Origin of the sequence: Exiguobacterium sp. s16, assembly GCF_018618115.1 — a bacterium.
Taxonomy (GTDB): domain Bacteria; phylum Bacillota; class Bacilli; order Exiguobacteriales; family Exiguobacteriaceae; genus Exiguobacterium; species Exiguobacterium mexicanum_A.
This window is the reverse complement of the sequence record NZ_JACSLM010000001.1, coordinates 149030-170410: the sequence shown is the minus strand read 5'-3', so window position 1 is coordinate 170410 and position 21381 is coordinate 149030. Positions and strand designations below refer to the sequence as shown.

The following is a 21381-nucleotide window of genomic DNA, read 5'->3' as shown; positions in this document are numbered from 1 at the left end:
AGTACACTTCCATTTCAGGTACATTGGTAAAGAGGTGAATCAAAAATGAGAAAACGATGGTTAGTCGCAACCGCTGTCGCCGTGACCGCGCTTGGCACGACATGGTCGACTTATGCAAAACAAGATGAGGAAGAACGATACGCGTCCTATATTGAAGATACATATGGAGAAGACGTCGAGGTCACGCTCAAGCGCGACTGGAAGATGGGCGGCTATGCGGCCGAATTCACCCTGACCGATCCGATACTCGAAGGTGACTATTGGGCTGAGACGTATCAGACTGATCAAACGATCCATGACAACGTGCTTGAACATGTCTGGCAGCAAGAAGCCGAAGACACGTTCAAGGAGCATCTCGAGCAACTCGACTTGTTGACGGAGGCGGAAACGGTCCGCGCGAGTGTACCGACCGGTGTGGATGAAGGCGTTGCGACGACCATACGCCCTACCCCGACGTCCGTCTTCGACGTCGAGTCAAAAGAGTTCTTGGACGTGTCCATCATGTTCCACGAGGAGTGGTCCAATACCGATGCGCAGAAACAACGGATGCTCGGCGTGATACGAGCTTTGGAAGATGACGTCTACTCGATTCATTTCTCGTTCGACGGAACACCGTATGAGGATGACGACTTCACCGAGCGGTATTTGAACGTCGCACGCGACTCGTTCCCTGGCGAACCGGCGATGCATGAAATTCAGACAATCGAGGACTTGAATCGCCATGATCGACTGTATGGCTTCGACGAGACGACGTTCATCTACGACTACCACTTCGATGGCACAAAATATGAAGACTGAGGACCATTCGCAAAAGCGGATGGTTTTTTTGTGAGCATTCTCCTTTACAGCACGGCGTGAATGTTTTACATTTGACGAGTCAATAATTGACTTATCAAATGAGAGGGGTGAGACACCACAGATGGAATTACGAGATATCAGCCGACTGCTCTACCAAATCAAACTGGCGGACCAACGCGTCGCGACCTCGTTCGAGAAAGAGACGGGCTTCAGCCTGACCCGCTACGAGATGCTCATGATCGTGCATGACAAGGGCGTCTGTTCGCAAAGCGAGATTCAGCAGGCGATGAAAATCGACAATGCGGCCATCACCCGCCATTTGAAGATCCTTGAAGAAAAAGGCTACGTCCGCCGGGAACGGAACACCGCGAACCATCGTGAAGTGTTCGTCCATTTAACCGACGAAGCCAAGCATGACTTGACGAGCTGTGAACAAGACCACGACCGCGGCAAGCATCTGATCACGAAAGTGCTGTCCGAGTCAGAAATCAATCAGCTGTCGAGTCTGCTGCAAAAGCTAAACCAACTATAACAAGAGAGAAAGAGGTAATATCCATGGCAACTACATTCGAAAACAACACATTCACTGACGTGATGCTCGGTCGTAAATCGATCCGCGTCTACGACGAGAACGTCAAAATCTCACAACTTGAAATGCTTCAAATGATCGAGGAAGCGACAACGGCTCCTTCTTCAGTCAACATGCAACCGTGGCGCTTCGTCGTCGTCGAGAGCCCAGAGGCGAAAGAGGCGCTCAAACCGCTCATCCGCTTCAACGTCCGTCAAAACGACACGTCGGCTGCGATGGTCCTCATCTTCGGCGATATGGAATGCTACGAGCTCGGTGAAGAGATTTACGACCAAGCTGTTGCGGAAGGCAAAATGCCGCAAGAAGTACGCGACCAACAGCTCGGCGCCATCCTCCCGTACTACAAGAACTTGTCGACACAAGAGATGAACGACATCGTCAAAATCGACTCGAGCCTCGCTGCGATGCAATTCATGCTCGTCGCCCGTGCCCACGGTTACGACACGAACCCAATCGGCGGTTTCGAGAAAGACCAACTCGCGGAAGCGTTCGGTTTAGATAAAGACCGTTACGTGCCGGTCATGATCCTCTCGGTCGGTAAAGCTGCAGAAGAAGGCTACCAATCGGTACGTCTCGACGCTGAAAAAATCACATCATTCAAATAATCGGAGGACACCCACATGATCTTAATCAATGCTATTTTCGACGTGAAAGAAACGGAATTTGAAAACTTTTTGGCGGACATCAACAAGCTCATCGATTCGTCGAAACAAGAAGCCGGTTGCTTGAGCTATGAACTGTTCCAATCGACGACTTCGGAGAACCGCTTCGTCATGATCGAGAACTGGGCCGACCAAGCGGCCGTCGAACAACACAACCAAAACCCGGACCTCATCGCGTTCGCCCAAAACGTAGGCAACTACGTGACGGCGAAACCAGTGCTCCATGTGACGGAAGTCGCGACGGCCAACTAACGTGTCCGGGCTCACCCTCGTCCTCGGAACGCTCGTCGCACTCGAGTTCTTCTACATTATGTATTTAGAGACGTTCGCCACTCGTTCGAAAACGACGGCCCGTGTCTTCAACATGACGGAACAAGAGCTCGCGCGCGACTCCGTATCGGTGCTGTTCAAGAACCAAGGCGTCTATAACGGGTTGATCGGCGTCGGCTTGCTGTACGGTCTGTTCGTCAGCCAGTCGATCGAGATCGTCACGATGCTTCTTATCTATATCGTGCTCGTCGCGTTGTACGGCAGTATCACGAGCAACAAAAAGATTATCCTCACGCAAGGTGGATTGGCGATTTTGACGCTGTTGTCCATGTTGTTGTGAGCTTGAAGCGGTCGACATCGTGTCGGCCGTTTTTTTGTCCCATCGATTCATCGGTCCGATGTTTCGGCATACAAAAAACCGCTTCTACGCATTTGTAGAAGCGGCTGTTTGTTATACGCCGAGAATCGCGAACGAGACTCCGACGACACCGATGAGCGCCATGGCGTAAACTGGTACGCGTGGCATTTCACCGTTATTATCGAGCGCCTTCCCGAACATGTAGAACACGATCGGATGGACGAGGAATGGCATCGAGAAGATGAGCGGGATGAGGAGCGACGCTTCCGTCCCGAACATACCGCCCTGCACGGCTGCGAAGAGACCGAAGTGCGAGATGGCTGACGATTGAGCCATCGTCGTGTAGTCGAACGCGATCGTGCTGAACGTGAGAAGGACGAGTCCACCAAAGACCGCCATCATCTGCCAACCGAACGAGAACTGCATGAGCGCCTTCACTTCTTTGAAGTCTTCTCCGTTGGCACCGCGCAAGTTTTTAAGCGAGAGCGCAGTCAACGTGAGACCGACCAAGACGATGATCGCCGTCGGCCAAATCCAGAGCGCCCCATTGTCGGCACTGACTGCCAAAATCGAGAACACGAAGATGTGACCGAAGAACGGGATGTTGATCATGATTGGGGCACGTTTCGCGGCCACTTGACCGAAGTCACCAGCCGTACATGCGCCTGTGAGACCACTGTGCGAGAGCGAGCCGGCCATACCTGGTGCGAGGTTGCGGATGTGTCCTGTGCGGGCGAACCACATGAGGAGCGCAATCCCACCGAACATCCAGAACAACTGACCGAAGAAACCGTACACGAGAATCGAGTTCATGCCTTCGATGGCGAACGCATCACCGATTCGCGAGCCACCGACCATGAAGTTGGCGGCCAAGACGACCGGGATTCCGGCGAACAGAAGCGCACGGACGGTCGGTCCATACGTCCAGTTGTGGAAGATGGCACCGAGTGCTGACGAAAGCAACATGGCGAAGAAGATTTGCGGCAGCGCGATAATCGGTTGAACCGCCACGGCGATGCCGTACGAGACGAACAAGATGACGAGCATCAAGACTGTCTCGATGACGCCTTTACGCATGTATACCTTCTTATCGTCGATTTGAGCCTTGTGGTCGATCAAGAGGAACGATGCCGCGAGACCGATCAACGCGAGGATCGGGTAATAGAGCATGATGCCCTCTGCCGCGCCCGGTTGAATCATCATGCGGAAGAACCCTTCGAGACCGACGAGCAAGAAGAATGAACGGAGGATGAAGATGAACTGTGTCCGTCCTGTTCCGAGGAACATCTCTTCTTTCGATGGCACGACGATGTCTTTCATGTCGAGCTCTTGCTTGCTTAAGATCTTGCGAAGTTCTTGTCCACCGACGAAGAACGATACGACGAGCGCGATGATCGTCGTCCGTGACATAAAGTCGACGAGCGGGAACTCAGGGAGACCCGGTGTCGCGATGCCCATCTCGACCATGGCGAAGCCAAGTCCGAGACCGAAGATGACGATGACGAGGATTGGTGAGAACCGTGAACCGGCCACGACCATCCGCGATAAAATGACCATCGGGATGACGAAGGCCATGAGCAACCAGAATTGGTTGAGTAATTGTACTTGCGATAATTGCTGAACGATTTCCATGGATAAACCCCTTATACATTTTTTTCACACTGTTTCGAAGTTTACAGGATTGAACATTCTGTGACAAGGGGGTGTGATGTTTTGTAAACATTGAAAGCGGAACCAACTGAAATGGTTCCGCTTTCGGTTAGTTATTCGGTTGGCGAAGGCCCCAGATGCCCTTATTTCCTGTGGAATAAAACAAGTCTTCTTTCCCCGCGAAGCTGGCCGAATCACTTGAATGGACCCGAATCTGTTTATTGACGTGAGCCTTCCAGTCTTTATACCGATCGAGCTCGAGTTGATAGTATGACCGCTCGATATATGCGTTGATTTCTTTCAATGAAGCCGTCCCGCCATGATGCTGGAGGGCGAATTGGATTTTGCGAAGTAGTGCGCGTTTCAAGTTAAAGACTCCTTTCCCGATCATTCTGAAGCTTTACGACTGAAGTAATGATGTAGTCGTACTTCAACGATTTGACTGACCCATTCGTAAATCAAAGGATGAGCAAACGCTTCATTATGCTCGATACGTAGCGCTTCCTCTGACACGAAGAACGGTCCTTTAGCTATTTTATCAAATGGCATCCGTAAGAGTAACTTTTCAATCTTTTGTTGATGGAACGGTGATTGGAAGTCTTTTGTCTGTCCATCAATCTGTTGCCGATATGGGAAAGCATTGATGAACTCATAGAATGGACGAGCTGCCTCGCTCGCTGGTAGTGGCTGAAGCCATCCATCAATTCCACGACTTAACATGATGGATAACACAATCATCTTATAGCTCTTCGTCATGTCGGTGTATTCTACTTCAAGCAATAGCGACTTCGCCTCTTGAAACAGATGTTTTTCCTCGTCATTCAGTTCTCCCGTCCGGTTAAGGAATCCATAAAAACCACCGTCTTTCTTCCATTCAGAACGATAAGCGTCCATCGAGTATTCCCCTCGCTGGACCAACTCTAGATAACTCGGTCGTCTCCCGAGTTCCTCCTTCACCATGAAGTAGTTCCGCTCCAGCTGTTGTCGGCGTGTCGAAGAACGCGTGACCATTCGCTTCAACAAATCGATGGCATGTAAATCAAATTCGATGGTACAGCCATTAGGCAAGGTCCCGTTTGTCGGGAGCTCTTTGACAATCGGCTGTCGTTTCGTCGTCAACAGCGCCAACTTTTTATCGATGTTCTTATAGTTCCCAATCAAATCGATGATGGTGCAGTGCGTCTTCCCGCTCAATAGACGTAATCCACGTCCGATTTGTTGCGTGAACACCGTCAACGATTCAGTCGGGCGGCAGAACAATAACGTATCAATCTCCGGGATATCGACACCTTCATTGAATAAGTTGACCGCGAAGATGATATCGAGATGCCCTTGCTTCAATTGACGCATCACATCGGCGCGGTCATATTCGGCCTGGCTATGTAGCGCGACAGCTTGAACACCTTGCAGGCGGAAATAGTCGGCCAAATATTCCGCTTGAGTGACCGATGAACAGAAGCCGAGTGCTCGCGTTTGGTGATGCATCCGCCAGGCATCAAAGATTTTTTGAGCGACACTTTCCTTCAACTGCTCCGCCAACAGTTCGTCCTGATCATAGCGACGACCGTTGATCAGTCGAATCTGCGAATAGTCAATCTCATCATAAATCCCAACGTAATGGAATGGTGTCAAATACGACTCTTCAATCGCTTCGGTGAAGTGCATCTGATACGCAACGTTGTCATCACATAAAGCATAGACGTCTCCCCCGTCCAACCGATCCGGCGTCGCCGTCAAACCGAGCAAGAATTTCGGCTCGAAGTAGTCAAGGACACGCCGATAGGATGGTGCCGCCGAATGGTGGAACTCGTCGACGATAATTAAATCGAATTGTTCTGGTTCGAACTGTTCCATTCGGTGTTTTGAAGCCAACGTTTGAATCGATGCGAACAAGACGTCTGCCGATTGCTCATCTCTCGAGTCACCGCCAAGTAGTAGTCCTGTCTTCCATTCATTTGAGACCCTTTTAAAAGAATTCTCTGCTTGAAGCAAAATCTCTTTTTGATGGGCAATGAAGAGCACTCGTTTGAACTGGCGGGCAAAAAAGGCGCTCAAATACGTCTTCCCGAGTCCTGTAGCGAGAACGAGCATCGCCTTACGTCTGCCTTCGTCCATCGTCTCGCGTAACGCCTTCAGCGCAGCATCTTGCACGGTGTTCGGCGTGATTGTATCGTCCTCAATATAGACCGGGGTCGATTCTGCAACTTGCTCGTTTTCTTTCATCCGATCTTGACGGGCATTATACTCTTCACGATAAGGCTGCAATGAGACAGTATTCATGATTTGGGCATAATCACTATAGAAGAGATCATGAAACGCATCGACGGACTGTTCGAACACGTCTTCCGAGATACTTGCTGGAATCTCAACGTTCCATTCGACGCCTCGATTCAAGGCACTATGCGAAAGATTGGAAGAACCCACAAAGAATGTTCCGCCATCTTGGTTTCGGAACAAATACGCTTTCGGGTGGAATGACTGTCCTTTTGATCGATAGAGCCTTAGCTCAACGCCTTGAATGTTCATTAACATTTCAAGCGCGTCCGGGTTCGTCAAATAGAGGTAATCCCCGATTAGAATGCGGACTTGTGCACCGCGATTGACTGCTTGGTGAAGTGAAGCGGTGAGTTCTTGAACACCCGATACTTGCGCAAACGCGACGACCATATAGATTTCAGTCGCCGCGTTGATTTGGTGTTGTAATGGAATTCGTAAATGACTTGTATGCAGACGCAATTCACTCATGATCAAGAACTTCTTCCAAGAAGAGACCTTCTTCAAACCCACCCCGCTTTTCACGTTTCTCCTCACGGATACGATTCAATTCTTCGAAGCTCGCGCCGTGCATTTTTCCGAGCGTATAGACGAGTTCCAAAATATCAGCCAGTTCTTCGCGTGATTCTTCATCAATATTCGTCTCTTCGTACTCTTTGATTTCTTCATAGAGTTTCAAGCGCGCTTGTTCGAAATGCTCGGCTTGATTCAAGTGTTTGACGACAGGAATCTGTCCTGCTTTGTGAATGATTTCAGGGATACGGTCGCGGATTAATTTGTTGTATTGAGTCATTAAATTCTCTCCCTCATTCCCTTTGAATCAGATATTTAGTTTTAAAATAATTTTATTTATATATTCTTCAACTTCATCCAATGTAACTATATACCACTCTTTAGGATATTCTATTTTCTGATTTGCTATTGGAACAGAGATTTGTAATTGCTTTTCTGAAAACTTATGATGTATGGCTGTTTCCAATCTTCGAGCACTAACGTTTTGAACTTCCCATTTCGCAATAATTTTCACAGGTGCGTAAAGATAAGTAGACTCATTCTCGGCATTTCTAATACGCTTTTCAACACTATCACTAGTGAAACCAATTTTATAAAGATTTTGATATTGGGCTATTTCTGGATTTGAGCTAAGTGATTTTACAACATAAATATAACCAGTAGTCAGAAACTCAACGGCTCTTTCTTCAACAGTAGTTTCTCCCATAATATCACTCATTACTTCCGTTACCATTCTACCATGACGAGTTTTATCAAAAAGATTAGATGCGAATGATCTAAGTAAAATACCTTTGTTTTCAGTTCCATTTTCATAGATAAGATGTAGCTTCGCGTTACGATAACCATTCTTGTCTATATAGTAATCACTCATGGATTTAATATAAAGCAGAATACCATTATCAATGTAAAATTTACCTGACATAATATTTTTTTCAGTGTCTACAGGTACTATTTTTCGTACACCACTTGCAATTTCTTTTTGAGCAAGCTTAAATAGAGGCTCATATCGTTCAAAATGGCTAGCTCGTTTTCGAGTGCTGTATTTATCAGCCGCACTAATTGTTCTTTTATATCTAGACAAATCAAGTAATGAATCAACTTGGTTTCCATTATCAAAAATTGTGTCATCATTAAGAATATCATCAAGAGATTTAGGGTCTTTTATTCGATTTTCAAAAACTATATTTTTAACATCCAACAAGTTTAGTTCATCAATCTCAGTTAGCATTTTTATCATTTCTGGCTTATTGCGGTAGCCCTTAAGTCTGGAGTATAATTTTCTTTCTGTCATACTACGAGTCTTTTCAGGCTCTTTTCCATCGTGATTGTTTATCCAATCAATAATCTCTTGAAATTTTTCAAATTCCGGATTAATTCGCTTAACTTCTTTATTAGGAGTTTCAGCTATTAGTTCATCAAAAATAGGGTCTGAAAAAATATCATCAAGACTAAGCTTATTCATTTTGTTTTTCTCTCCTTAACTGCCCCAAACGTAATAAAGCATATGCTAATCTTTGCTCATATTGGTCTGAGCTAGATTTATCTGGAATTCTTCCGTTTTCATTTTTAAATTGAACGATTTGAGGATACAACATAATTAATTCATCTTCAGAAAAAGTAAATTTTATACCATCCATGTAATCTTGAATAAATCGTAATGTTGGTGCATCAATTTCTTTTGAAATCACTTCATAAGCACGTTGAAAAGGATTCACTTCATCAATTAAATCAATTGAAATTTCATCGATATTGATAAATTTATTTGACATTCTGAGGAATTGTTTTCCACTAGCTCCTTCCTCGCGCTCAGCAGACTGAATAACAGATTGTGCGACCAAGTGCTGACGTATCTCTTCAGTTTCTTCATTGGATAAATCAGGGTAAGTACTCATTATCACACGCGGTATAAGTTGTTTGTTAATTACGTTAGCCTCTACCCCAGCAGCAATAGCTTGCTGAATTTGACTATCTTGTAAAACAGTAGCTTTCAAATCATTCAAATCGTTTTGAATAATATCGTTTGAACGATTAGTACTTGGCCTCTTTAAACCTTTGATAAAAATATCTGTTCCATTTGATTTTTGATCATTATTATCCTTACGCTTAAATCTAAAGTTTGGGGCTAACACCGATTCCATCAAAAGACTTGCAGTAATTGCCTTCATGACATTATTAACCGCAAACATCACCTCATCATCCTGAGCATCTGGTTGAGCAATTAAATTAGTAAATTGTGCATGAGTTTTATTTGCACTATCACGAGTCACTCTACCAATAATTTGAACAATTTCAGTTAATGAATTACGATACCCAATTGTTAAAGCATATTCTGCGAAAGGCCAGTCAAATCCCTCTTTTGCCATACCGAGCGCAATAATGATATCTAAGTCATCAATTTCAGACATATTTCGAATATATTCCTGTGCTTTCCCGCGGCCAAATTTTTCCCGACCTTCCACACCATCCTCAGTAACTAAGTCTGCTACTTTTAAAATATTTCCCGATGCCTCAGTTATGAAATAAAGGCCAGTTTCTGAATCGAATTGTACCTCCCCAAGTTCATCAAGAATACGATCGACTTCATCATATTTCTCTTTTGTTGATTCACCTGAGTTTGGACTCGGAATATGAATGATAGTCTTTTTCGTAGTATCTAAAACTTCTGAAAGGGCATCAGTATAGCGACCCCTGTAAAAGCTATAGCCCATCGCAAAACTCTTTAGATGTTTATAACCTTCCAGTTGTTCATAGTAGGTATAAGTTACCTTATCAAACTTTTGTTCATCAGTTGGCTCTAGAATCGGAACAGAATCACCACGGAAGTAAGAGCCAGTCATTGCCACTATATGAGCAGAAGAATTCCTCATAATATTACGCAATGCACTTCCAAGAACAGAATTATCATCTTGTGAGACATGATGAAACTCATCAATGGCAAGTAAAACATTGTCAAAGTCGGAATCATTCAATTTCTCAAAAGCAAAACGTAAAGTCGCATGAGTACAAACCATGATATTATCTTCAGAGTTTGATGAACGAATAAAATTCACAAACTGTGAAACTTTACTTTCACTTATTCCAAGATCCGTAAGATTGTTTTTGGGATTAACAACCCAATCAGAAAAGAAACCAAATTTAACTAGTTCTGTTGTTTTAAATGACTTTCCAATCGTACGTTCTGGAACTGCAATAATTACTTTTTTTATACTCTGATTTGATAGTTTATCTAAAGCTACGAACATCAAAGCACGTGATTTACCTGATGCTGGAGGAGCTTTAACTAATAAATATTTAGAAGCACGTTTCTCATAGACACGAGCCTGCATCTCACGCATACCTAATGTATTTATACTTTGGCTTTGTCCAGTACCATTATAATTAATTTCAAAAATATTTGATGTCATTTTTTCTCCTCACTTGCCATTTCTTGATATAGTTTCAACAATACACTCAAACGTTCCTCATCCGACTTGAAAGGTTCTTGCTTATAAGCGCGTTCCACAATACCATCAATTTTTTCGTGTGCTTCTCGTAATCTTGCATTCATTGGTTTATTAGCACCCCCATAAAGTTCTGCAAGAGTTCCCCCTTCTTCTTCACGGACATCAAGCATGTCAAACACCGCTTCTTCAAGAATACTTTTACGATTTGTTGAGAACTTAGGAATTGGGAATGTATTATAAACCATTCCAGCAGAATAGCGATAATCTGTTTTAAGCCTTCCACCAACTGAACGTAGCCAAGACATATGCATTCGAGATTCTAGGATACCGAGGAGCCAAATTGGGGCGTCGTATAAAACAAATGTTGCATATGATGGAATTGTTTCAGAATCTATTATCGCAATAGGTAGATAATCCCTAGCTTCAGAAGAAACTACTGGAATGATAAATCCTTCTCCCTTTTTATATCTAATCTCGCCGAATGCATAGGGTGTTTGAGCTTGTTGTTTTGTAACTGTCCTTTTACTACCTAAACGATATGATTTTACTTTTTCAATTCTTTCATTAATAAATGGAATATTTTGTGCGTCGTATAAATTTTCATCTGTAATCCACAAGCAATACTTATAAGTACCATTTATAATATCATCCGCACTCACATACTTTTTGAAGAATTGTTTTGTTTCTGGAATTTTAGAAACAACTTCCTCATATTCAGATGATGAAAACGTTAGAAAACCATCATCGTAAGCAGCATTCCCTTTTTGCATTTTAGAGAACCCAGAGCATTGAATTGTACTATTTTCCACAAGAATATTATTACCGAAACTTAAATAAGGTGTAATATTTTCTGTTTCAATACTACTTCCCTCTGAAATAAGATGTTTGACGGAACTTTCACCTTTTGAAGCTATTCCAATAATTGCTACAGTTACTCCAGCATTATTGCTAGCACTATTGTTCCATTTAAAAGAATTATATGCGAAGCAAATTTCTATATCGTATGAAAGTAGTTTTTTCCATAAAATTGGAACTTGTTCACCTTGTGTTATTGAGTTCGTTGTTACAAATGCAAATTTATTTTTTGTGTTTTCAACGAATTTTACACCGAGTAAAAACCAAGCACTTATATAATCAAGTTTTTTAAATGACTGAACCCCCTGGAAAATAGAGCTCATGTCCTTTTTATTTTCCTCAGTCTGATTTCGAGATCCTATATATGGAGGATTACCCATAATATAGACTTCTTCATTCGGCTCATGCGGAACAATCTCACGCCACTCCATGCGTAAGGCATTACCTTGCACGATATTTCCTGACTCTTGAAGTGGTAGTATTTTAGGTTGAAAGTCCGCAAGAGATTCAATCATTTCTACATTCATTTGATGTTCAGCAATATATAGAGAGAGTTTAGCCACTTCTTGAGCGAAATCTTCAAGCTCAATGCCTGAAAATTGGTTTAGTTTAATCTTAGATTGCTTAAGAAATTCACCCTGATAAACATTCTTTTCCATTAAAGCGTTCTGGATTTCACGAATTTTAACAAGGATTTGAATTTCAAGTTTGCGAAGTTCCTTGTAAGTAATAATCAAAAAGTTACCAGATCCACATGCGGGGTCTAAAAACTTGATTTTACTCATTCGCTCAAGTAAGCGATTCAGGTGTTTAATAATGTTCCTTTGTTGTTCTCGTCTTTGTTTATCAGTAATATCACGTTCTAAGTAATCATCCGCACGTTTAGAAAGTCTCAGGTACTCTGCTTGTAGATTGTCCAAAAATAGCGGTTTAATTACTTTCAAGATATTTGGTACGCTAGTATAATGCATGCCTGAGACTTGACGTTCTTCTTTGTTTGCGACAGTTTGAATCATTGCACCTAAAATATCAGGATTGATTTCATTCCAGTTAAGCAATTCGCCAGCTTCGATAAGTAGTTTTCTAGTAAAAGTATTGAAGTTTAAGTCATGGTGTGGCTCTTTAAAAAGTTTACCATTTACATATGGAAAACTTTTTAACCATACAGGTGTATCATCTCTTTGATTTTCAGGTACATCTAAAATTAAAAATAATTCTTTTATAACTGAATTTAAATTGCTTCCATCGGTTTCAGTTCTTGCTTTAAGGAGATTAGTAAAAGAACCTTTTGCTATAATCTCTGTATCCTCAGCGAAGTACAAGAAAAGTGAGCGAATTAGAAAAAGATTAAAGGATTTTCCGTCAGCTTCCTCCTTTACAAGCTCTGGGTTGGTCTTGACCAATTCATCATAAAGTTTTGTGAAACGCTCCGCAGCTTTAATATCTGCTGGGTTTTCTTTTTGATAATCTACTTTTTCAATCCCATTCCACGCAAGGAAAAACTCTGTATTAGTTGGTAAGTCTTCAAAGTGAATTGCAAGTGAATCATTTGTTTTTGTATCTTTTGCATAAAACTTTTCGAAATCAGTCGTGATAATATAGCGTGGCTTTTGTTTTTGAGATACAATTTCCTCTTCAATTTTATCAATAGCTTCCAGTGGATTGTTTTCAACTATGCGATAACGAACCTTATTTCGGATCAAAAAATCTCCTTCACTTGATTTCGCACGTGTGATACTAATTTTTGGAATATCAAAAAGCATTAAAAACTCTTCAATAAAAGTATCTTGATTTAAATTTTGAACTATTGCTTTAACTCTATCTTCTATTTCTGTGATAGATAATATATATTTTTTTGACATAAACATTTCAATCCCTTTATTAGTTAATATTGATACTATTATAGCAAAGTTTACTAAGGTTTTTATTGGTTCATTATTAAAAGACGTAATTGACCTTGTCAACCATCAATTTTTAGACGGGAACAGAAAAGAATTACCCAATATTTCAGTAACTTTAGGGACGTCGTTATCGATTCTCGCCATCGCCTTACCGACGAGTCTGTTCGGTTTCTTCCTATTCGTGACATTCCGCCTCCAAGGCGTCTTGTATACGACGTGGATCGGCGAGTTCGTCGCCCTTGAAGTCGGGACGATGCATTACGTCGCCATGGGTGTCGCCTTGCTCATCGCGATGCTGACAACGACCGAGATCATGTGGCAAAACGTCTCGGAACGAAAACCGCAGCTCGCCGTCTTGAAAGCGCTCGGTTGGCAGAACACGTCCATCCGTCGTCTCGTTTTGACGGAAGGCGCGTTGACCGGATTCTTCGCCGGACTGCTTGGCGTGACAGTGACCATCATCATCGTCACCGTCATGTATCAACAGTTCCCGACGTCCGAGTTGCCGTTCCTGTTCGCGACCATCCTCATCCCGGTCGTGACCGGGGTTCTCGGGGCGCTCCTCCCGGCGGAGCGGGCCGTCCGCATCACACCGGCCGAAGCCATCGGCGGACACGTCGTCAACCAGAAGAAAGTCGAGAAACGGTTCCGTCTCGTGCTCGGGACGACCGCGACCGCGCTCGTCGTCGGGATTATCAGTTTGTTCGTGTTCACGTCACCTGAAGTGAGACCGGTGACGGAAGAAGCGAAGACGACACCAGCTCCGACCGCACAGACGACCGATGCGAAACAGGCTGATTTAAAAGCAGATAAACCGAAAGAAGCCAAAGCAACCACAGCAAAAGAAGATGACCTTCAAAAAATCATGAACCTCGGTACGTTCCAAACGTTTATTGGGGATCCACGAATGAAGAAACGTGAATTCCAAGTTGGACAGCCAGTCTTCGCCTCACCGGACGGGACCGAACCGGAAGCTGGAAAACGATTCGTCAGCTTACCCATCTCTCTTTTTAATGAGGATGATCAATATGGTGGCACGATGGACTATCGACCGAACGGTTTCCGCATGTACACGCCAGATGGTACAGAATACAGTCCGGTCGACATGGTCAACCACAACAAGAAAGCATTTCGCGGTGGATTCATCTACACACCAGGCGAGAAATCCGAGATTGATTTAGTCTTCCTCGTTCCAGAGACAGAGAAAACGCTCGTCTTGTATGCTTCAAGCGGCGCCATGCCGAAAGTGTATACCGTTAAAATTGATGTGCCGTAAACAGAAAGGAGCGCCATCCCAGGCTGGGATGACGCTCCTTTGTATGCATTCACTCAATTCGGTTCATATCGAAACGCTGACACTTTTGCATTTGTACGCGAGTAGAGCGTATCCATCCAAAATCGGTTCGGCAGACTTACACTTCTCGCGGACATGTTTTCGATCGTCTCTTCAATATACACGTTCTCTACTTCTAAATATTCGATGACCCCGTCCTTATACGCATCGGCAGTAGAGTCTTCATGCTGTAATCCTTGAAGTTCGGCTATATACGCATTGTTACTTGCTAGCATACCCTCCAATGCTTCAATCGCCCCGGGAACGTTGACGTCATCAGTCGGAATGCTCGATAACATAACCATCTTGATATGATGATCGCGTGCTGTTGAAATGATCGAAGCGGCATCGAAATGAACGACCGGTCGATTGTCTATCGTTTCGACCGTGTCCGTTCCACCGCAAGCGGTCAACGTCAACATAGGTCCAATGAATAGACTAACGAGCAATAGATATTTTGTAATGATTCATCCTCCTTACCACTTTGTTGAATGACCTCTTTATAAGACGGGGTCAGTTACCGAACTTATAATTCCGTTTCCCTGAAGATTTGGCTCGGTAAAGAGCGTCGTCTGCTTGTTTCAAAAGCGTATCGAGTTTCGTCTGTTCGTCTCGCGTATAGGTGACGATGCCGATACTCGTCGAAACGTGATAGTCCGTTTCCCATGCACTCAACTCCTCGATGATTTGGTTCGCGAGGTGGCTCCATTCCTCTTGCGTTGCCGATTGGGAAAAATGTAGGACGAACTCATCGCCACCGAGGCGGATAGCAAACGCCTCTTCTTGTTGATTCACAATCCTTTGCAGTCGCGATGCCACTTCCTTCAAGACGAGGTCCCCCACATCATGACCGTGTGTATCGTTCACCTTTTTGAAGCCATCGAGGTCGAGGAAGAAGAGCGCTCCCGTTTTATTCAATTGACCATCGAAGTACTTCGTCAAATAACGTCGATTGTACAGTTCCGTCAACATGTCCCGCCACACGTAATGCTCGAGTTCTAAATAATAGGAGAACAATTTGACGATCCGCTGGAGTAAGTTGATACTCTTACGGTCTAACAAGCTCGCTTCATCATTGACGGCACACAACGTGCCAAACTTTTCCCCGTTTGTCAGGGAAATCGGAATCCCTAAATAGGATTGAATATTGACTCCATCGAGGAGCCCTTTCACTTCATCGATCGGACAATCTTGTTGTACGTCTTCGTAAATCAACGGCTGATTCGTTTCAAAATCAATTCGTTTGCAGACCGAATTGTTTAAATCGACAACCATCCCTTCTTTTATAAGAATGCTGGATTTTTCATTTGAAAGTTTTAAGACGAACTGCTGGGTGTCGCTAAACGCAGACAGATAAAACATTTGTTCAGGTAATATTTCTTTTGCGAGATCGAGTACATCATTGGCTAACTCGTCAAAGCTTTCATACATCTTTAATTCTTCTACTTGTGTCATCATAAAGCGCCTCCAAACAGTTCCGTTCTCTTTCTAACCATGTTTTTAATCCATTATCTTTTTTATTCATTTACTAATTTTAACATAGGAAACGATTCTTATTCATATGGGAGGACATAATATGACGTTAATCGTTGCCCTCTTTTTAAATTATATCGTCTACAATTTCGACGACGACGCCTGTATCCCCGACTTTTCCCAAGTCTTCCACATTCGGATCTTCGTATGCTAAAACGTGGAACTCTTGCTCGATCGTACGAATGACGTAATGCGCAAGCGTCCCCCGCTCCGTGTTGATTCGTTCTGTCCCCATGTTCTCTGCGGCGAACCGTGTGAATCGGGACGAATTTAACTTCACGACCGGATAAGCATTGTGAAGTCCCGCTTCATCTATCCCATGCACTTCCAATGTTCCGAGAAAGACAGCGTACTGTTCGAAACGAATCCGAATCCGGTCACGTTCAGTATCCCACGTCAATAGCCTCGTCGCGTCATCCGCCCCGAAAAACGTCCATTCGAGCGGATAGTACATCTCGTCTTTCACCTGAAACGACTCGAGGTCGAGCAGATAGCCCTCGGTCGTCATCATAAAGTTCAAATCGATATCCAATTTAATTCCCCCTTTTAAAAAAACGACGTCCGCAGACGTCGCTCTCATTCAATAGAAGATAAACCACAGTGCCGCTGCCACTAAAAACAGGCCGGCCCCGATGAAGAGAATCTTCGCTAGTCTCTCATATACCATGTCTTCACCTCACCAACGCCGCGCCGACGACGAGCGAGACCCCAATCGAGAGCAGGAACGCCATCAGTCCGACAGCGATATTCCCTTTCCCAATCTCCTCGTTCACTTTGAGCGACGGCGTCAAAAATTCGAATAACCAATACGTCGTCAAGAGAAGGAAGAAGCCGAAGCTCCCTCCGACCAACACATCCATCGTCTGGTCGTGATGGCTCTCGACGACACGGAAGATGTTGGCGAGACCGACGATTTTCCCGCCGGTCGCGAGTGCGACGGCGATGTTTCCTTTTTGAATCTCGCGCCAATTGCTGTACGGTGTCGTCACCTCGAAGACGGCGAGACCGACGACAATCATGAGTCCGGCGATTGAATACAGACCGAGCGATTCAAGCAATACACCAAACGTTACGTTCCCCATTATCATCATACCCTCACTTCAGTTCGACGACCGTGACACCGAGTCCGCCTTCACCCATCCCACCGGGGCGCTGACTCTTCACGTGACGATGTCCTTTTAGGTACTCTTGCGTCGCCTGTCGCATCGCACCGGTCCCGAGACCATGGATGATACGGACGTTGTCATACCCGGACACGAGCGCCTCGTCGATATATTTGTCGAGGCGGGAAAGCCCTTCTTCGACCCGGACGCCGCGCAAGTCGAGCTCCGATTTCGTCGAGCTCTGACGCTTGAGCGAGCTGCCTTTCGACTGGAGCGACTGCTCTTTCGAAGGCCCGATCTTTTGAAGGTCGTCCGCTTTGACGTTCACTTTCATAATCCCGACTTGGACGTTGTACTCGTTATCGTTCAATTGCTTCACGATATAGCCCTTTTGGTTGAACGTCGTCACTTTCACTTCTTCGCCTTTACTGAACGTACGTTTCTGTTGCGCTTTTTGTTTCACTTTTTGGATCTTTTTCTCTTGGAGCGTCGGTTTCGCCGATTCGAGCTGTTTCTTCGCGGCGATGATCTCGTGCTCTTTGACGATCCCTTCTGCGCGTAGCTTCTTCAAACGGTCGATGACTTCGTTTGCCTGGCGCTTCGCCTGTTCGACAGCCTTTTCGGCACGAGCCTCGGCTTCGCCGTACATCGTGTCGCGCTCGCGCTCGAAATCGGTCAGCTTCGCCTCGAACGCCGCCTGCTCTTCTTCAAGGTCGTGGCGTTTGACGATGAGTTCTTTCTCGAGCTGTTCGGCGCGTTGCTTGGCCGCCTCGAGCTCGTTGATCATCGATTCGACCGATTCGGCGTCGGTGCCGACGTGGCTCCGTGCCTTGTCGATGACTTGTTCCGATAAACCGAGACGTCGGCTGATCTCGAACGCGTTCGAACGGCCCGGTACGCCAATCAACAGGCGGTACGTCGGGCTGAGTGATTCGATATCGAACTCCATCGAGGCGTTCATGACGCCTTCGCGGTTGTAAGCGTAAGCTTTCAGTTCCGAATAGTGCGTCGTCGCCGCCACGCGGGCGCCGCGTCGTTTCACTTCGTCGAGGATGGCGATGGCAAGGGCCGCCCCTTCTTGCGGGTCGGTCCCGGCACCGAGCTCATCGAACAGGACGAGTGACATGAAGTCGATCTTGTCGAGCATGCTGACGATGTTCGTCATGTGCGAGCTGAACGTCGACAAGCTCTGCTCGATCGACTGCTCATCCCCGATATCGGCATAGATGGCGTCAAAGACGGACAGCTCCGTACCGAACTCGGCCGGTACGTACAGACCTGACTGCACCATCAGTTGGAGCAATCCGAGCGTCTTGAGCGTCACCGTCTTACCACCGGTATTCGGTCCGGTAATGACGAGCGACGTGAACGCCTCACCGAGCTCGACCGTGATCGGCACGACCTCATCTTGCGGGATGAACGGGTGACGCGCCTGTTTCAACTTGATCTCGCGTTCGTCGTTCAATTTCGGCTCCGTCGCTTTGAGCTGATGGCCGTAGGCGACTTTCGCGAACACGAAGTCGAGCGTGGCGAGCACGTCGAGATTGATTACGACCGAATCGGCGACACCGCCGACGAGGTTCGACAGTTCGCTCAAGATGCGGTCGATCTCGGCGCGCTCTTTCAAGCGGACTTCTTGAATCTCGTTGTTGATTGACACGATTGCCTGGGGCTCGATGAAGAGCGTCTGGCCCGATGCCGATTGGTCATGGACGATCCCGCCGAACGCTTGGCGGTACTCCATCTTGACCGGGACGACGTAACGGTCGTTCCGGATCGTGACGATGGCGTCTGACAGCATCTTCGCGTTGTTGCGGAGAATGTTGTCGATCCGTGAGCGGACGCTGCCTTCAAAGCTGCGGAGCTGGGTCCGGAGACCACGGAGACGGTCGCTCGCCGAGTCTTGGACCGTACCTTGGTCGTCGATGGCGTGACGGATTGACTGTTCGACCTCGATCAGCTTCGTCAAACGCTCGGCGTATTCGTCGAGGCGCGGGATGCGGAGGTCTTCATTATCCTCATGAAGCTTCTCGAAGAAGTTCTTCACTTGGCGGCCGCTGTACATGACGGCGGCGACGGCGAGCAGTTCGCTCGTCGAGAGGACCGAGCCGATGGCGGCCCGTTTCACTTCACTGCGGACGTCGGTCAGCCCGCCGAGCGGGAGCCGATCCCGGAGACGGACGACCTCGGTCGCCTCCCGGGTGACGTTCAAGTTCGACAATACCCGGTCGTACGTATAGTCGGGCTGCATGTTGAGCGCCCGTTCTTTCCCGAGCGAGCTCGCGGCGTGGGCGGCGAGCTGCTGGCGGAGTTTTTCATATTCTAAAACGCGTAACGCGTGATCCATCTAGCATGTTCCTTTCTGTCGCTTCGCGTCGATGAACGCCTTGGCGTCCTCGAACGAGAGGCAGTTGATGATGTCTGACGGTTCGAGATAGGCTTTCCGGGCGTGCAGGACGCCGAGTGCCATATCTTCCATCATATCAGGGTGGTGCGTGTCGGTGTTGATCATCAGTTTGACGCCGGCCGCCTTCGCTTTCTTCAGCGTCGAGGCCGTCAAATCGAGCCGGTTCGGGTTCGCGTTCAACTCGAGCGCCGTCCCCGTCTCTTTCGCGAGGGCGATCAAGCGCTCCTCGTCGATCGGATAGCCGTCACGGCGCCCGATGAGGCGACCGGTCGGATGGGCGATGACGTTGACGTACGGCGAGCGGCAGGCGTTCTCGAGCCGGGCCATGATCTCGTCGACGGACTGGTCCATCTTTGAGTGAATCGAGGCGACGACGTAGTCGAGCGTCGCCAAGAACTCGGGCTCATAGTCGAGCGTCCCGTCCGGGCGGATGTCCATCTCGACACCGCGTAGGACGTGCATGTCGTGTTTCTTCGCGGCCTCAAGGATTTCTTCCCCTTGCGCCTCGAGCCGTTCCTCGGTCAAGCCGTTGACGAACGACATGTATTTGCCGTGATCGGTGATGGCGATCCACTCGTAGCCGCGCGCTTTCATCGCCGCGACGAGCTCGTCGACCGTCAGCTTCCCGTCCGACCAGACCGTGTGCATATGCGCGTCGGCCTTGATATCTTCGAGCGTGACGAGCTTCGAGAGGTCGTGCTCGAACTCGAGGTTGCCTGCCCGGAGCTCCGGCGGGATGAACGGCAGACCGTAGCGTTCGAACAGCTCGGCTTCCGTCTCCGGTTGCCAGAGGCCGTCCGCCGTCTCGACGCCATACTCGGAAATCGACTCACCCTTCGCCTTGGCGAGCTGGCGCATGCGGACGTTGTGGTCTTTCGAGCCGGTGAAGTGATGGAGCGTCGCGGCGAAGGCGCCCGGTTCGACCATGCGGAAGTCGACCGACACCATCTCTTCGCGCTCAAGGACGAGCGACACTTTTGTCTCGCCGGCCGCGATGACCTCGTTGATGAACGGGAGGGCGAGCAACTTGTCACGGAGCGCGACAGGTTCCTCGGTCGCGATGATGAAGTCGAGGTCTTTACACGTCTCCTCGGCACGGCGGAAACTGCCTCCGACCGAATGGCGCAAGACGAGCGGCTCGGCTTCGAGCACCGTCTCAATCTCTTCGACGACCGGACGCATCATGGCGTACGCCAAACGTTCCGGACGTGACTCGAGGTTCCTTGCGGCCGTGAGCAACTTCTCGACGCTCTTGGCCCCGAATCCCGGCAGGCTCGCGGCCGTGCCGTCCTCTAACACGGTAATGAGTGTCTCGAGGTCGACGACGCCGACTTCACGGAGCTTGGCGAGCTTCTTGCCGCCGAGTCCTTGGATTTTGAGCAGTTTCATGAGACCGTATGGGATCTCTTCTTGGAGTGACTCGAGCACTTCGCTCCGCCCCGTGTCCCGCCACTCTTGCAGGACGGCGGCCGTCCCTTTGCCGATGCCAGAGATCGTCGTCAAATCCTCGATGTCCTCGAGTTCGAGTTCCGTGTTCTCGAGCGCCGTCGCGGCTTTCCGGAAAGCGTTGATTTTGAACGGGTTCTCCCCTTTAATCTCCATATATTGCGCGATCTTTTCTAACAGCATCATCGCTTCAACTTTATTCATTGAAATTCCCCCTTTTCCATACAGAAAAGGCCGAGACACAAG

19 protein-coding genes are annotated in these 21381 nt (G+C 47.0%); 6 read left to right on the top strand and 13 right to left on the bottom strand.

The annotated features are described in order from the left end of the window. Nucleotides 1-45: 45 nt before the first annotated feature. From KNP86_RS00905 to KNP86_RS00885, 5 genes are all read left to right on the top strand, one after another. Nucleotides 46-798 carry a hypothetical protein gene (locus KNP86_RS00905; RefSeq protein WP_214752483.1) on the top strand — a complete coding sequence of 251 codons (753 nt, stop codon included), beginning with the start codon at nucleotides 46-48 and terminating at the stop codon, nucleotides 796-798. Nucleotides 799-919: 121 nt separating this feature from the next. Beyond that, complete coding sequence (locus KNP86_RS00900; protein WP_034776750.1) at nucleotides 920-1330, top strand: MarR family winged helix-turn-helix transcriptional regulator; 411 nt, start codon at nucleotides 920-922, stop codon at nucleotides 1328-1330. 23 nt (nucleotides 1331-1353) lie between these two features. Next, nucleotides 1354-1992, top strand: coding sequence for a nitroreductase family protein (locus KNP86_RS00895; protein ID WP_034776748.1), 639 nt, complete (start codon nucleotides 1354-1356; stop codon nucleotides 1990-1992). Nucleotides 1993-2007: 15 nt separating this feature from the next. Next, entirely contained in the window at nucleotides 2008-2301 is a 294-nt protein-coding gene (locus tag KNP86_RS00890) for a putative quinol monooxygenase (RefSeq protein ID WP_214752481.1), read from the top strand. 1 nt (nucleotide 2302) lies between these two features. Continuing rightward, complete coding sequence (locus KNP86_RS00885; RefSeq protein WP_214752479.1) at nucleotides 2303-2659, top strand: DUF1304 domain-containing protein; 357 nt, start codon at nucleotides 2303-2305, stop codon at nucleotides 2657-2659. 111 nt (nucleotides 2660-2770) lie between these two features. On the opposite strand, the gene KNP86_RS00880 is transcribed toward KNP86_RS00885, so the two are convergent. The 7 genes from KNP86_RS00880 to KNP86_RS00850 form a co-directional block, all read right to left on the bottom strand. After that, entirely contained in the window at nucleotides 2771-4309 is a 1539-nt protein-coding gene (locus KNP86_RS00880; protein ID WP_214752478.1) for a hypothetical protein, read from the bottom strand. A gap of 127 nt (nucleotides 4310-4436) precedes the next feature. Continuing rightward, nucleotides 4437-4694, bottom strand: coding sequence for a hypothetical protein (locus tag KNP86_RS00875; protein WP_214752476.1), 258 nt, complete (start codon nucleotides 4692-4694; stop codon nucleotides 4437-4439). Between the two features lie 20 nt (nucleotides 4695-4714). Beyond that, nucleotides 4715-7072 carry a DEAD/DEAH box helicase family protein gene (locus KNP86_RS00870; protein WP_214752474.1) on the bottom strand — a complete coding sequence of 786 codons (2358 nt, stop codon included), beginning with the start codon at nucleotides 7070-7072 and terminating at the stop codon, nucleotides 4715-4717. Next, nucleotides 7065-7394: a nucleoside triphosphate pyrophosphohydrolase gene (locus KNP86_RS00865; protein ID WP_214752472.1), complete on the bottom strand. Its 330-nt coding sequence runs from the start codon at nucleotides 7392-7394 to the stop codon at nucleotides 7065-7067. The genes KNP86_RS00870 and KNP86_RS00865 overlap by 8 nt, the downstream gene beginning before the upstream one ends. Nucleotides 7395-7421: 27 nt before the next feature. Next, entirely contained in the window at nucleotides 7422-8576 is a 1155-nt protein-coding gene (locus tag KNP86_RS00860) for a GIY-YIG nuclease family protein (RefSeq protein WP_214752470.1), read from the bottom strand. Next, on the bottom strand, nucleotides 8569-10518 hold the full coding sequence (locus KNP86_RS00855) for a DEAD/DEAH box helicase (protein WP_214752469.1): 1950 nt from the start codon (nucleotides 10516-10518) through the stop codon (nucleotides 8569-8571). Before KNP86_RS00855 ends, KNP86_RS00860 begins: the two co-directional genes overlap by 8 nt. Next, the gene (locus KNP86_RS00850) at nucleotides 10515-13274 is read right to left on the bottom strand and encodes a class I SAM-dependent DNA methyltransferase (protein ID WP_214752468.1); all 2760 of its coding nucleotides are present in this window, start codon (nucleotides 13272-13274) and stop codon (nucleotides 10515-10517) included. Before KNP86_RS00850 ends, KNP86_RS00855 begins: the two co-directional genes overlap by 4 nt. Nucleotides 13275-13494: 220 nt before the next feature. Here KNP86_RS00850 and KNP86_RS00845 point away from each other — a divergent pair, with 220 nt between their 5' ends. After that, nucleotides 13495-14589, top strand: a complete 1095-nt coding sequence (locus tag KNP86_RS00845) for an FtsX-like permease family protein (protein ID WP_353048137.1) — start codon at nucleotides 13495-13497, stop codon at nucleotides 14587-14589. A 53-nt stretch (nucleotides 14590-14642) separates the two neighbouring features. Here the strand turns inward: KNP86_RS00845 and KNP86_RS00840 are convergent, their stop codons facing one another. The 6 genes from KNP86_RS00840 to polX all read right to left on the bottom strand — a co-directional run bounded on the left by KNP86_RS00840 (nucleotide 14643) and on the right by polX (nucleotide 21345). Further along, on the bottom strand, nucleotides 14643-15068 hold the full coding sequence (locus KNP86_RS00840) for a hypothetical protein (protein WP_214752467.1): 426 nt from the start codon (nucleotides 15066-15068) through the stop codon (nucleotides 14643-14645). 91 nt (nucleotides 15069-15159) lie between these two features. After that, a complete protein-coding gene (locus tag KNP86_RS00835; protein ID WP_214752466.1) occupies nucleotides 15160-16104 on the bottom strand; it encodes a sensor domain-containing diguanylate cyclase in 945 nt (314 codons plus the stop codon). A gap of 142 nt (nucleotides 16105-16246) precedes the next feature. Beyond that, nucleotides 16247-16711, bottom strand: coding sequence for a hypothetical protein (locus KNP86_RS00830; RefSeq protein WP_214752465.1), 465 nt, complete (start codon nucleotides 16709-16711; stop codon nucleotides 16247-16249). A 139-nt stretch (nucleotides 16712-16850) separates the two neighbouring features. Further along, nucleotides 16851-17261 carry a DUF350 domain-containing protein gene (locus KNP86_RS00825; RefSeq protein WP_240731249.1) on the bottom strand — a complete coding sequence of 137 codons (411 nt, stop codon included), beginning with the start codon at nucleotides 17259-17261 and terminating at the stop codon, nucleotides 16851-16853. Nucleotides 17262-17274: 13 nt separating this feature from the next. Further along, nucleotides 17275-19629, bottom strand: a complete 2355-nt coding sequence (locus KNP86_RS00820; protein WP_034776714.1) for an endonuclease MutS2 — start codon at nucleotides 19627-19629, stop codon at nucleotides 17275-17277. Next, on the bottom strand, nucleotides 19630-21345 hold the full coding sequence (gene polX, locus KNP86_RS00815) for a DNA polymerase/3'-5' exonuclease PolX (RefSeq protein ID WP_214752882.1): 1716 nt from the start codon (nucleotides 21343-21345) through the stop codon (nucleotides 19630-19632). Nucleotides 21346-21381 lie beyond the last annotated feature (36 nt).

What these genes read in the sequence shown, in the direction of transcription:
- KNP86_RS00905 (WP_214752483.1), top strand. Translation starts at nt 46, where the DNA reads ATGAGAAAACGATGGTTAGTCGCAACCGCTGTCGCCGTGACCGCGCTT.
- KNP86_RS00900 (WP_034776750.1), top strand. Translation starts at nt 920, where the DNA reads ATGGAATTACGAGATATCAGCCGACTGCTCTACCAAATCAAACTGGCG.
- KNP86_RS00895 (WP_034776748.1), top strand. Translation starts at nt 1,354, where the DNA reads ATGGCAACTACATTCGAAAACAACACATTCACTGACGTGATGCTCGGT.
- KNP86_RS00890 (WP_214752481.1), top strand. Translation starts at nt 2,008, where the DNA reads ATGATCTTAATCAATGCTATTTTCGACGTGAAAGAAACGGAATTTGAA.
- KNP86_RS00880 (WP_214752478.1), bottom strand. Translation starts at nt 4,309, where the DNA reads ATGGAAATCGTTCAGCAATTATCGCAAGTACAATTACTCAACCAATTC.
- KNP86_RS00870 (WP_214752474.1), bottom strand. Translation starts at nt 7,072, where the DNA reads ATGAGTGAATTGCGTCTGCATACAAGTCATTTACGAATTCCATTACAA.
- KNP86_RS00865 (WP_214752472.1), bottom strand. Translation starts at nt 7,394, where the DNA reads ATGACTCAATACAACAAATTAATCCGCGACCGTATCCCTGAAATCATT.
- KNP86_RS00860 (WP_214752470.1), bottom strand. Translation starts at nt 8,576, where the DNA reads ATGAATAAGCTTAGTCTTGATGATATTTTTTCAGACCCTATTTTTGAT.
- KNP86_RS00855 (WP_214752469.1), bottom strand. Translation starts at nt 10,518, where the DNA reads ATGACATCAAATATTTTTGAAATTAATTATAATGGTACTGGACAAAGC.
- KNP86_RS00850 (WP_214752468.1), bottom strand. Translation starts at nt 13,274, where the DNA reads ATGTCAAAAAAATATATATTATCTATCACAGAAATAGAAGATAGAGTT.
- KNP86_RS00840 (WP_214752467.1), bottom strand. Translation starts at nt 15,068, where the DNA reads ATGTTGACGTTGACCGCTTGCGGTGGAACGGACACGGTCGAAACGATA.
- KNP86_RS00835 (WP_214752466.1), bottom strand. Translation starts at nt 16,104, where the DNA reads ATGATGACACAAGTAGAAGAATTAAAGATGTATGAAAGCTTTGACGAG.
- KNP86_RS00825 (WP_240731249.1), bottom strand. Translation starts at nt 17,261, where the DNA reads ATGGGGAACGTAACGTTTGGTGTATTGCTTGAATCGCTCGGTCTGTAT.
- KNP86_RS00820 (WP_034776714.1), bottom strand. Translation starts at nt 19,629, where the DNA reads ATGGATCACGCGTTACGCGTTTTAGAATATGAAAAACTCCGCCAGCAG.